This is a genomic window from Arthrobacter sp. Soil_N43 (genome assembly GCF_057655195.1).
Genome location: NZ_JBDGML010000123.1, coordinates 77,661 through 87,328, shown reverse-complemented (window position 1 = coordinate 87,328; position 9,668 = coordinate 77,661). Strand labels below are relative to the sequence as shown.

The 9,668-nt window shown below is 65.1% G+C and carries 15 protein-coding genes; 9 read left to right on the top strand and 6 right to left on the bottom strand.

Going from position 1 to position 9,668, the window contains the following annotated elements:
• Window positions 1–194 precede the first annotated feature (194 nt).
• Complete coding sequence (locus tag AC3A3W_RS19875; protein WP_487444848.1) at window positions 195–839, bottom strand: GntR family transcriptional regulator; 645 nt, start codon at window positions 837–839, stop codon at window positions 195–197.
• A 10-nt stretch (window positions 840–849) separates the two neighbouring features.
• On the opposite strand from AC3A3W_RS19875, the gene AC3A3W_RS19870 reads away from it, so the two are divergent.
• Both AC3A3W_RS19870 and AC3A3W_RS19865 read left to right on the top strand, forming a co-directional pair.
• On the top strand, window positions 850–1,452 hold the full coding sequence (locus AC3A3W_RS19870) for a zinc-binding dehydrogenase (RefSeq protein ID WP_487444847.1): 603 nt from the start codon (window positions 850–852) through the stop codon (window positions 1,450–1,452).
• A gap of 243 nt (window positions 1,453–1,695) precedes the next feature.
• Window positions 1,696–2,487: a ZIP family metal transporter gene (locus AC3A3W_RS19865; RefSeq protein WP_487444846.1), complete on the top strand. Its 792-nt coding sequence runs from the start codon at window positions 1,696–1,698 to the stop codon at window positions 2,485–2,487.
• 15 nt (window positions 2,488–2,502) lie between these two features.
• Here the strand turns inward: AC3A3W_RS19865 and AC3A3W_RS19860 are convergent, their stop codons facing one another.
• Window positions 2,503–3,213, bottom strand: coding sequence for a TetR/AcrR family transcriptional regulator C-terminal domain-containing protein (locus AC3A3W_RS19860; protein ID WP_487444845.1), 711 nt, complete (start codon window positions 3,211–3,213; stop codon window positions 2,503–2,505).
• A gap of 105 nt (window positions 3,214–3,318) precedes the next feature.
• Here AC3A3W_RS19860 and AC3A3W_RS19855 point away from each other — a divergent pair, with 105 nt between their 5' ends.
• Together AC3A3W_RS19855 and AC3A3W_RS19850 are read left to right on the top strand one after the other, a co-directional pair.
• Window positions 3,319–3,993, top strand: coding sequence for a DUF2306 domain-containing protein (locus AC3A3W_RS19855; RefSeq protein ID WP_487444844.1), 675 nt, complete (start codon window positions 3,319–3,321; stop codon window positions 3,991–3,993).
• 183 nt (window positions 3,994–4,176) lie between these two features.
• A complete protein-coding gene (locus AC3A3W_RS19850) occupies window positions 4,177–4,329 on the top strand; it encodes a hypothetical protein (RefSeq protein ID WP_487444843.1) in 153 nt (50 codons plus the stop codon).
• 58 nt (window positions 4,330–4,387) lie between these two features.
• On the opposite strand, the gene AC3A3W_RS19845 is transcribed toward AC3A3W_RS19850, so the two are convergent.
• On the bottom strand, window positions 4,388–4,651 hold the full coding sequence (locus AC3A3W_RS19845; protein ID WP_487444842.1) for a hypothetical protein: 264 nt from the start codon (window positions 4,649–4,651) through the stop codon (window positions 4,388–4,390).
• 539 nt (window positions 4,652–5,190) lie between these two features.
• On the opposite strand from AC3A3W_RS19845, the gene AC3A3W_RS19840 reads away from it, so the two are divergent.
• Window positions 5,191–5,415, top strand: a complete 225-nt coding sequence (locus AC3A3W_RS19840; RefSeq protein WP_487444841.1) for a hypothetical protein — start codon at window positions 5,191–5,193, stop codon at window positions 5,413–5,415.
• 19 nt (window positions 5,416–5,434) lie between these two features.
• On the opposite strand, the gene AC3A3W_RS19835 is transcribed toward AC3A3W_RS19840, so the two are convergent.
• Window positions 5,435–6,280: a matrixin family metalloprotease gene (locus AC3A3W_RS19835; RefSeq protein WP_487444840.1), complete on the bottom strand. Its 846-nt coding sequence runs from the start codon at window positions 6,278–6,280 to the stop codon at window positions 5,435–5,437.
• Window positions 6,281–6,791: 511 nt separating this feature from the next.
• On the opposite strand from AC3A3W_RS19835, the gene AC3A3W_RS19830 reads away from it, so the two are divergent.
• A complete protein-coding gene (locus AC3A3W_RS19830; protein WP_487444839.1) occupies window positions 6,792–7,055 on the top strand; it encodes a hypothetical protein in 264 nt (87 codons plus the stop codon).
• A gap of 116 nt (window positions 7,056–7,171) precedes the next feature.
• Window positions 7,172–7,768 carry a DnaJ family domain-containing protein gene (locus tag AC3A3W_RS19825; RefSeq protein ID WP_487444838.1) on the top strand — a complete coding sequence of 199 codons (597 nt, stop codon included), beginning with the start codon at window positions 7,172–7,174 and terminating at the stop codon, window positions 7,766–7,768.
• Here AC3A3W_RS19825 and AC3A3W_RS19820 read toward each other — a convergent pair.
• Window positions 7,765–8,094 (bottom strand): DUF6221 family protein, encoded by a 330-nt coding sequence (locus tag AC3A3W_RS19820; protein WP_487444837.1) that lies wholly within the window; start codon window positions 8,092–8,094, stop codon window positions 7,765–7,767. The genes AC3A3W_RS19825 and AC3A3W_RS19820 overlap by 4 nt on opposite strands.
• Before the next feature lie 146 nt (window positions 8,095–8,240).
• On the opposite strand from AC3A3W_RS19820, the gene AC3A3W_RS19815 reads away from it, so the two are divergent.
• Window positions 8,241–8,576, top strand: coding sequence for a hypothetical protein (locus AC3A3W_RS19815; protein WP_487444836.1), 336 nt, complete (start codon window positions 8,241–8,243; stop codon window positions 8,574–8,576).
• Window position 8,577: 1 nt separating this feature from the next.
• Here AC3A3W_RS19815 and AC3A3W_RS19810 read toward each other — a convergent pair whose 3' ends face one another.
• On the bottom strand, window positions 8,578–9,285 hold the full coding sequence (locus AC3A3W_RS19810) for an FMN-dependent NADH-azoreductase (protein ID WP_487444835.1): 708 nt from the start codon (window positions 9,283–9,285) through the stop codon (window positions 8,578–8,580).
• On the opposite strand from AC3A3W_RS19810, the gene AC3A3W_RS19805 reads away from it, so the two are divergent.
• Window positions 9,247–9,657 carry a winged helix-turn-helix transcriptional regulator gene (locus AC3A3W_RS19805; RefSeq protein WP_487444834.1) on the top strand — a complete coding sequence of 137 codons (411 nt, stop codon included), beginning with the start codon at window positions 9,247–9,249 and terminating at the stop codon, window positions 9,655–9,657. The two genes, AC3A3W_RS19810 and AC3A3W_RS19805, sit on opposite strands and share 39 nt — an antisense overlap.
• The last annotated feature ends 11 nt before the right edge of the window (window positions 9,658–9,668 follow it).

The window sequence follows — 9,668 nt, the reverse complement described above, 5'->3', positions numbered from 1 at the left end:
TGAATCTCTACGCGTCAGCATGAACGTCAGGGCTTCGCCGGACGGGAAATCGTGTTCCCGGCCGTCCCTTCCATGATGCCCGGCGGGGCGCCGGCGTCTCAAGCTGATTTGCGATCATTGCGCGTGAGACTGCTCACACGGCGGTATTCGCGTGGCGCCCCGGTGTGAGGGCGGCTGCCGCACGGGCCGTCGGCTTACCCGATCAGCCGCCGCCAAAGGCTTGATTCTTCACCGGGGTCCTCGCCCCGCTGCAGCAGTGCGCGGCGCAGCAGGAGGCGCCCCGTTGTCTGTAGGTGCTGCTCCATGGCCGAGGATGCGGCCTTCGGGTCGGATGCTTCAAAGGCGCGGACTATGGGGAGGTGGTCGATCAGCACTTCCCCCAGCGACCGGTCCACGCCGACGGTGGAGGCGTCCACCAGCCGGACGGCATCCCGCAGGTTGTTGATGATGCTCTTGGTCCTGCTGTTGCCCTCGGCGTCCATCAGCGCGGTGTGCAGTTTCTGGTCGTGCCATTCAAACAGCGACACATCGTTGGCGGCGGCGGCCTTTTCCATCGCGGCGTACTCCGCCTGGACCGCAGTCCGGTCGTTGCCGTCGGCCTGACGCGTGGCACGCCCGACGGCGGGCACCTCCAGCGCCAGCCGGATGGAGAAGATTTCGGCAATGTCATGCGGGGTGGGCAGGACCACGCGGAAACCCCGGTTCCGCTCAAACCTGATCATCCCCGTTTCGCCCAGCCGGAGCAGGGCCTCGCGCACGGGGCTCCGGGAGATGCCCAGTTCCTCGGCCAGCCGGTACACGGAATAGAGCTCCCCGGGCAGCAGCGCGCCCGAACGCACGCCCTACGCGATGCGGACATTTTGGCCGGAAGGGGAGGGGAGGGCCAAGGACACGTGCGCGATCATTGGTGCGGGCTCCGCCGGGCTGTTCTTCGTTCAGCTGGCGAAGCAGATGGGCTTCCGGCAGATCATCGTGTCCGACCTGAACGCGGAACGCCTTGCTGTTGCCGGCAGGCTCGGTGCAGACGCCACAGTCCACGCACCCGGGGAGTCCATTGTCGACGCGGTGGCGGAAATGACGGGAGGCGGCGGGGCAGACCTTGTCATCGAAGCGGCCGGGTACGACCAGTGCCGGGCGGATGCCATTGAGGCCGTCCGCACACTGGGCATCGTCGGCTATTTCGGGTTTCCGGAACATCTTGGCGATGCCAAGTTTCCGCAGTACGCCGCGTTTCGCAAGGTCGCCCGTATCCAGTGGGCGGGAGCAACGCAGTCTGAACCCGGGCTGCGCTCCTTTCGGGACGCAGTCCGGGACATCCACGAGGGACGAATCGAGGTCGACTACTGCCTCGGCGAGCCTTATGACCTTGAGGATCTCCCCCGCGCCGTGCACGTGGCGCGCGAGCAGGGGCATGGGAAAGTGAAAATCCTGGTCGGTCTCGCCGGCCGCTAGCGTGTGCCCAAGGCGGAGCGAGCCCCAGCTCTTCTGCGCCACGTCACGGCTGTTGTCCGTTCCAGGTGAGCTCCGGGTGTCCGGATTCTTCAGAATATGCTTCGTAGACGGCGGCAGCGACGGCGAGGAACGGAAGGCGAGGCTTCTCGAAGACGTGCGAGCCTGAGCCGCGTTGCTTCAATTCCGCCAACGGACCGTCCGCCAGCCCTTCCCCTGTGTGACGGCCGCTCCTAAGCTGTGCGTGTGGGGATGTCGCTGCTTTTTGGCGTGGTGGCTTCGAGCGCCCTGATTGTGGGCGCTCTTATCGGTGTCCGTTTCGAACTGCCGAAGCGGCTCCTCGCGATCCTGCTCTCCTTCGCCGCCGGTGCGCTGATCACCGCGCTGAGTTTCGAACTTTTCGAGGATGCGTACCAGCGCGGCGGGATTGTGCGGGCCGCGCTGGGCCTGCTGGCGGGTGCCGTCGTGTTCACCGCCCTGAGCGCGCTGCTCGACCGCTGGGCGCAGCCGGGATCCCAGGACATACCTGCCGACGAGTTCCGGGGAAGTGCCAAGCTGGACACCAACGCTGCAGCCGCTGAGAAGGCGCCGGGCGCTGTGTCGACGCGTGGCGCGGCAGGGATGGCGCTGCTGGCCGCCGTGACGCTCGATGGGGTTCCGGAGAACATCGCACTGGGCGTTTCGCTGGGGGAGGGGACCGGCGGGCTGGCGCTGCTTGCCGCGATCTTCGTCTCCAATTTGCCGGAGGCGCTGGTGGGTGCATCGTCGATGCGCAGCCAGGGCCGGTCCGGCGGGGCGATCATGGGACTCTGGACCGTCTGCGCCGTGCTGCTCGTGGCTGCCGTGGTGCTGGGTGCAGGCCCCTTGTCCGGCAGCGATCCGGAGACCATTTCCCTGCCGCTGGCGTTCGCCGCAGGAGCCGTGATTGCCTCGCTCGCGGACACCTTGATGCCCGAAGCCTACGAGCATGGCGGCCCGGCCGTGGCCCTCAGTACGGCCGCCGGCTTTGTGCTTTCGTTCGTGCTCTCCCTCGCCTGATCCGGGATCCGCAGCCTAGGCGTGGTTTGAGGTCCAGCCCTGCCTGTTCAGCCGCTCGAAACCGTCGAGGAGGAGGTCGAGGGCGAACTCGAACTCGAACTGGTCGTCGCAGCCCGTCCCGACCACGGAACCCTCGTCGTGTGCCGTGGTCGTGGCGATCGCGGCAATGTTCGGAAACTGCTCCGCCATCTGGCGGAACATAGCGGCCTGCGTTTCCGCAGGTACAACGGCTTCGACGGACCCGCCGTCAGGAGAGTCGAACAGCTCCTGCGTGAATCCCCACATGCGGCTGCCGAGGGCGTGCATCACATGGTGGGTGAGATCGGCCGAGAAGCCTCCCGTCAGGAACATTCCGGCGAACGAATCCATATACCCAAGAACGGCCGGCGTCCTGTTGGTCCGGGATTCGAGGACCGGGCGGGCCCAAGGGTGCCGCAGCAGCGCCTGCCGCGCTGACAGCACCCTCAGCCGGACCGCGGTCTTCCAGTCTGCCCCGCCGGCTGGAGGATCAATCTCGCTGATCATGGCTTCGACCATCCCGTCGAGTAGCTCCTCCTTGTGCGCGACGTGCTTGTAGAGCGCCATCGGCACCACGCCGAGCTCTTGGGCGAGCCGCCTCATGCTAAGCGACTCGATGCCGGCGTCATCCGCTAGCGCGACGGCCGCAGCCAGGACACGGCCCCTGTTCAGGGGCGCCCGCCGCGTCTCCTCACGTTGCTGAGTCATTGTCAACCCTCCCGGTGGTCACTTTCTCTTGACAAGTGTACGGCGTACACCTAACTTCAAGACCTGTAAGGTGTACGCCGTACACCAGCAACCGAAGGACTCGCCATGCCAGCGGTAACTGCCAGTTCCCCCATTTCTGTCCGGCGCCCCCGGGCCCAGTGGCCCGTCCCCGTGGCCCTGATCCTGGTCAGCCTCATCCCGGTGATCTTCGGGAGCCTGCGTCTTGCCCAGCTGACGGGAGGCGCCGAGGTCACGCCGGAAAATGCGCGGTTCTTCGATTCGCCGCTGCCTGTGCTGGTCCACATTCCCGCGGCCATCGTGTTCAGCCTGGTCGGGGCGTTCCAGTTCGTTCCGTCGCTTCGCCGGGGGAGGCGCGGCAGGGTTGCCTGGCACCGGCTCGCCGGCCGTGCGCTGGTTCCGGCAGGACTGCTCGCCGCGCTGTCAGGCCTGTGGATGGCGGTCTTCTACGACCTTCCGGAAGGGGACGGCGACGTTCTCCTTATCCTCCGGTTGGTCTTCGGTTCGGCCATGGTGGTGAGCATCGTTTTGGGGATGCTCGCCGTGGTGCGCCGTGACTTTGTCCGGCACAGTGCGTGGATGGCCCGCGGCTACGCTATCGGAATCGCTGCGGGAACGCAGGCCCTGGTGTCCATCCCCTGGATTCTTCTGGTCGGCCAGCCTGACGAACTCACCCGGGCAGTGCTTATGGGGTCGGCCTGGGTGATCAACCTCGCGGTGGCAGAGATTTTCATCCGTCGGCGCCTCAAGAGGGCTGCTTGAGTCGGCGCCTCAAGGCGCCCGCACCGTACGACGGCGGGCGGTCCCGCCGTCATCCTCTTATGGGCGCGTGAGCATCTGGATACAAAATCGAAACGTTCAGACGCTGCCATGAAACATGCGGTCGCTACGCTAATTCCTACATTGATAAATGCCAGTCGCCGGATGCATCGAAAGGAAAAAGCCATGCTTTGGAATACTTTGAGCCAGTCTTTCAGTTCCCCGCAGAATGATGGAAACACCCAGTTCGGCGGCGCCGATTTCACCTCTGATTTCCCGCAGGGTCAGCTGACGTCCGCTGCCTGGGAAGGCTGGTGGCACAACTCCGCGCAGGCCTGACTGACCGCCGCCCCGCCAGGGATAAAGCCTCCTGGACAGGGTGAAAGCCCGGATGAAATCAGTGCGGCAGTAATCTCGTGGGCCCGTGAGATTTCATCCAGAATTCGTGCACGGATTTCCTGATGTGGCGGCCCAGCCTTTGCAGCGGCCTGACCGCTGCCACCGAAAAAACGAGGCCCACAAGGCGCGCTATTCCGGCCAGCAACAGCAGGACGGTGAAGATGATAATGGCCGGCAGCAACATGATGAATACAGCAGCCATTGTGACGATATAGGCGGAAGTAAAACCAACGATCGACGCCTGATCCATCTGGAATCCCATCAATAGCCACGTTTCGTGGCTGGGTGGTGCCGCAGACTCCCTCCGCGGCCCTGGGTAGTGTGGTCCCCGACCGTCTGCACGGCCGGGGACCACTTTGCGGGAGGGGTCCGCGCGCTGCTGCTGCAAAATGCGCTACAAGGCGCTGTGGCGTAACAGAGTGCTAACCGCCCCTAGAGGCAGCGTTAGCGTGTTCCGGCATCCCGTCCCGGTCCATCAAGGCGTCGATCTGTTGTCGATGATTCTCCTTCGCCTGGAAAAAATCGTGTGAAGCTTTGCGTGGCCCCTGATCATCAACATCACACACCTCCTGTGATCGCCATTGATCCGATGCATGTCCGCTGATACAAGTTTTTATAGCACCGCTGGGGGTGGCGGACAAGGGTGCAAGCCGGGCCGCCGGCATGGCCTCAGCCCTCGTACAGGCCCAGGCGTCAAAAGGCCGGCCTGCGGCCCAGCACGTCGCGCTCCGGGTATTATTTGGGTATTTTCGGGAGCCCAGTAGGCTGGGCGAAATACGGCCGGAATTCGGGAAGGCGGAGATGACTAGATTGAACAGGGCTGCGAAGAGAGTGCACGCTCGGGAGGCTTTGAGCCGTGCGGAGCGGCAACTCCGGAAGGGCGGGCGGGCTGCGAGGACCGCATGGCTGGTCCTCGGCATTTTGGCCGCCGCCGTGACGGCATCGGTAATTGTGTGGCAAGTCCTGGAACGCAGCGAAGAACCTGACGTGGCGTCGGACGAGGAAGCCAAGACAGAACACATGTAGGGCTAACCGACCTGCCTCATCACAGCTCGGGAACACACGGGCCGCGGCCCAGCAGGGCAAGTCCTTCGCGGTCGCCGTCAGCGAATCCCGTAACGTCGGTACCTTCCGGATGCATCAACTGGGTCGGGTCGTCCACGTGGTCGAGTCCCAGAACGTGCCCGAGTTCGTGCATGATGATGGCGCGTGCGTAGGCGGACCCGTCGGGCCACCGCAGCATCTCGGCAAAATCGGGTGCATCGAGCTCCACCTGTCCGGCAACCAGCACGTAGGGGCGTCCGGGTGTATAGGCATATCCACTGCCTCCGAGCCCGTTTACGTCACCGGCCAGATCCGGGCTCTCCTGCGGTGTGGACCAGGCGATCAGCACGGGAACCCATCGTTTGCCGTACAGGTCAGGCTGGTATGCCGGCCGTTCCGGACTGGGAGCCTCGGTGGTGGTGCCGTCGTACACGAACTGCAGGCCTGTCGCCGCTGACACTTCGGCGACGGCCTGGCGGATCAGCGCATCTGACCCCGGTGGTGCGTTGTCCGGCCGGACCACGTAGTGGACGGGACGGCAGGGATCGTAGGCAGCGTACGGTTGGCCCGCGTCTGGAGTTTCCTGCAGCTTGTAGGCACTCGAACCCGTGAAGGCCGGGGGCTGCCCGAGAGGGGTGGCCGCGGCTTCAACGCCCGGAGGTGGCAGCGGAGCTCCGGGGAGAAAGGGGAGGACAGCCGGCAGCACGAAGCGGTCAAACAACGCAGGGGTGAAATACAGGCCCCCAAGCAGGACCAGGCTCAGCGCTATGGCCGAGTACCGGCGCCAGGGGCGGATCACTCCATGGCGGGTGCCCGTCCGGCCGGCGTATGGGTTTGGCCCGGGCATGCTGCCCGAACGCCAGGGGCCGGGATCCGCCCGGGTTACAAGGGCTTCATCGATCGCCCACTGCGGAACGCGGCCGCTGGCCGAATGCCGTACGGCTACCGTCCTCCCGTCGATAGTAACGACTGTGTGATCTGAGGACGGGCCGGCGTATTGGTCAGGATTTGGACGCTGCATCGGTTCCTACTTGCCGCCGGCACGAGGGCACGGCCGGAACCCCTGGTTATCAAGCATGTTTCCCCCATGGAAAGTGGTCAGCGCCCAGCGCGATGAGTCACTATAACAACGGCTTCTCAGGGAATCCGCAGGGGAACCGCAGGTTTGCCGTAGTTCCGCGGAGGCGCCGGGGATCCTGAGGCAAGAGGATGACGACGGCGGGCGGGTTGGGTTCCAGCGGCCGACGTCGTCCGCGGGACCTACGTGGGCAGGTAGCCACCCGGCTGAATAATCACGTACCGGCTACGGGTTACGGGGTTGGCCGGCAACCCTAGTGTGTAGTGCATGAGGTGGTCGGGTGCCTGCAGGAACACACACGATGGGCCTGTGCGCGCTGGACTGGGCGACCGCCACCGACACTGCCGGAGGGATCGATCCGACCATGAATAATCCGAGGGCCGAGGTTCCAGCCACCCTTGGCAACGACGCCGACAAAGATGTGCTCGCCCCCTCGGCGCCCCCCGCTGGCGGTCCGGCCGGGAAAACCAAGCAGATGACCGGCGACGTGCCGGGCGCCGTTCCGGTCCGGGGGGCCATCGGAAACTGGCCTGACCCCATGTAGGCAGCAGGTCCGGCCGGCGGCGTGCCATCCGCCCGCAAGGCCGTTGAAAGGCGCGCGGCACGTCGGAATACTGGAAGCCAGGGAAAGACACTCCGGGCCGAAGGCGGTGGTGAACGATGGGCGACGGGGCAGCCGGCGACTTCAGGCGAAGGATGGAACGGCTGGCTGAGCTGCGTACCGTTCGCGGTGCTGGAATCACAGGCCAGGAAGAGGCCGAGCTGAAGGCCGCCGAGGAGGAAGAACGGCAAAAACGCAAGAAGGTCTCAGACGCGGCCAGGGTCGAATACCTGATCCGGGACGCCATGGCCCAAGGGAAGTTCGACAACCTGAAGTACGCCGGTAAACCGATTCCGGGCCTGGGCGAGGGCTACGATCCGGACTGGTGGGTCAAGGGCCTGATCCAGCGGGAGCAGATCACAGGGGTTGGCCCGAAGGCAATTCTCCTCCGGACCGAGGATGCGGAGCTGGACGCACGGCTGGATTCCCAGTTTTCGGAGAAGCAAGTGCGCGACATCGTTGACGACTTCAACGCCCGCGTCATTGATGCGCGGCGCCAGCTCCAGGGCGGCCCGCCGGTCATCACCAAAACCCGTGATCCCGACGTCGAAGTGCAGCGCTGGCAGGAGCGGCGGCGCGCTGCAGCTCCAGCCGCACCGCCGGAGCCCGAACCCCGGCCGCCGTGGTGGCGGCGCCTCTGGACCGGATCCTCCTAGGCCGGGCCGGTGGCCAGCCAGTCCGGCTCGAAGTCAGGGTGGTCCGAGTAGGGCAGCGCCAGGGCGTTCAGGGAAAGAGTGGTCCATTCCAGCGCCTCCGGAATCCAGTGCGTGTCTTCCCCATAGGGGTTGCTGAGCAGCGTGGCCAGTGCCGTCTGGCGGGCTGCCTCGACTATGCCGATGATCCTGCGTTTCGCCGCGCACTCCATCAGCAGGCGTTGTTCGTACCACTGCCCCGATTTCGACAGGGTCTTGCCACTGAGCAGCTTCCGGGCCGCGTCCTCATCCTCGGTGATGCGCGCGGACAGGAATTCGACAATGTCCACAATCCGAGCGTAATTGGCTGACGTGGAACCGGGTAGGCCCGACGCCTCAGGTTAATCGGTGATTGGGGGCTTACAACGGGGCTCGCACGGGCTACGGTTTCACTGGGGGACAATTCCTTCCGCACACGGCGAGCAAAGGAGTTCCAATGGGTGGCGTGTGGCTTCGCACGATCAGCCACAGTCTGGTCCGGGCGGACCAAATTACAGAGATCGCGTCCGCCCGCGGGTCCGTCCACGAGGAATCGGGCTATTCGTTGAAGGTGGTGGTCGATGGCAAGGGCCACGTCCTCATCGACAACAGCGACCTTCCAGGTACCCTGGCCCAACGGCTCGACCACGCCCAGCAAATGCAGGATGCGCTGTTGACGGCAATAGACGCGGCCAGCGCCATAGGCCCCGCGATGGTGATCAGTCATGAACCGGATGCCGAGCGCTGGACGCTCTCGGCGGCAGCTGACCTGGCAGGTGAACCCGCCTCCTAGGCTAGGGCACTCCCAGGGCCTCCCCTGCCCTGAGGTGGATGGCGACGGTTCCGGCCAGCTCTCTCAGCCCGGCTTCGGCTACATGCCGGGCACCGTCGGCGTCGTCGTTCGTCGCGGTCCGTGCCAAACGCACGTGCGTGTTGTCCGTGATGCCCACGAAGTTCAGCCAGTCTGTAAAGAACGTGCTGCTGAAGTCAGAACCGAACGCAGGAGGCAGCCCCGGGGCATACACGCCGCTCGTGTGAATGGCCACGGCCTTTTTGTCCTCGAGCAGGCCAAGGTAGCCGTCCGCGGGATCGAAGGCGAAACTCCATCCAGGCTGCGTGACGGTGTCGATCCACTGCTTGAGTGCGTATGGCACGCCGGCGTTCCACATGGGGATGTTGAACACGTAGGCATCCGCGGCGGCAAACTGGTCGAACACGGCACGTGCGTCTTCCCATGCCTGGATTTGCTCGGGTGTCTGGTCAGCGCCGGAGAAAACAGCCATTTTGGCGGCGGCTGCGGGCTGGCCGAAGTCAGGGAGGGCTCCGGGGTCGAACAGATTGAGCGTTTCAACGTCAAAGCCCTCGTCGGCGGAGTCCTGGACGGCGGCGATGAAGTGGCGGGCCAGCCGCAGTGAATCGCTGCGGGACCCCCGCGGGGAGGCGTTGATGTGGAGGATGGGGCCATGACTCTGACAGCGGACCAGAAGCGCCGCAGGGCGCAACAGGATTACAACGGCGGACTCGGGCTGTGCCCGGCGCGCCAGCTCCTCGAAACGATCAGCAGCAAGTGGGTCACCCTGGTGATGCTTGCCCTGTCCGACGGGTCACTGCGGCACAGTGAGCTGCGCCGCCAGGTTGCCGGGGCCAGCCAGAAAATGCTGACTTCCACGCTGCGTTCACTGGAACGCGACGGCCTGGTGGCCCGCACCGTGACATCGTCAGTTCCTGTCCGCACCGACTATCAGCTGACTCCCGTCGGGCACTCTCTGCTGGACGTGGTGTATAGGCTGAAGGGCTGGGCCGAGGACAACATGGACGACGTGGCCCACGCGCGCATGGCGTATGACGGCGGCAGGCTCACACGCGTGGAATGACTTCGCGGGGC

Bases quoted from the DNA above. Each gene is read 5' to 3' on its own strand.
- AC3A3W_RS19870 (WP_487444847.1), top strand. From the start codon at position 850: ATGCGGACATTTTGGCCGGAAGGGGAGGGGAGGGCCAAGGACACGTGC.
- AC3A3W_RS19860 (WP_487444845.1), bottom strand. From the start codon at position 3,213: ATGACTCAGCAACGTGAGGAGACGCGGCGGGCGCCCCTGAACAGGGGC.
- AC3A3W_RS19855 (WP_487444844.1), top strand. From the start codon at position 3,319: ATGCCAGCGGTAACTGCCAGTTCCCCCATTTCTGTCCGGCGCCCCCGG.
- AC3A3W_RS19850 (WP_487444843.1), top strand. From the start codon at position 4,177: ATGCTTTGGAATACTTTGAGCCAGTCTTTCAGTTCCCCGCAGAATGAT.
- AC3A3W_RS19845 (WP_487444842.1), bottom strand. From the start codon at position 4,651: ATGGGATTCCAGATGGATCAGGCGTCGATCGTTGGTTTTACTTCCGCC.
- AC3A3W_RS19840 (WP_487444841.1), top strand. From the start codon at position 5,191: ATGACTAGATTGAACAGGGCTGCGAAGAGAGTGCACGCTCGGGAGGCT.
- AC3A3W_RS19835 (WP_487444840.1), bottom strand. From the start codon at position 6,280: ATGCCCGGGCCAAACCCATACGCCGGCCGGACGGGCACCCGCCATGGA.
- AC3A3W_RS19825 (WP_487444838.1), top strand. From the start codon at position 7,172: ATGGGCGACGGGGCAGCCGGCGACTTCAGGCGAAGGATGGAACGGCTG.
- AC3A3W_RS19815 (WP_487444836.1), top strand. From the start codon at position 8,241: ATGGGTGGCGTGTGGCTTCGCACGATCAGCCACAGTCTGGTCCGGGCG.
- AC3A3W_RS19805 (WP_487444834.1), top strand. From the start codon at position 9,247: ATGACTCTGACAGCGGACCAGAAGCGCCGCAGGGCGCAACAGGATTAC.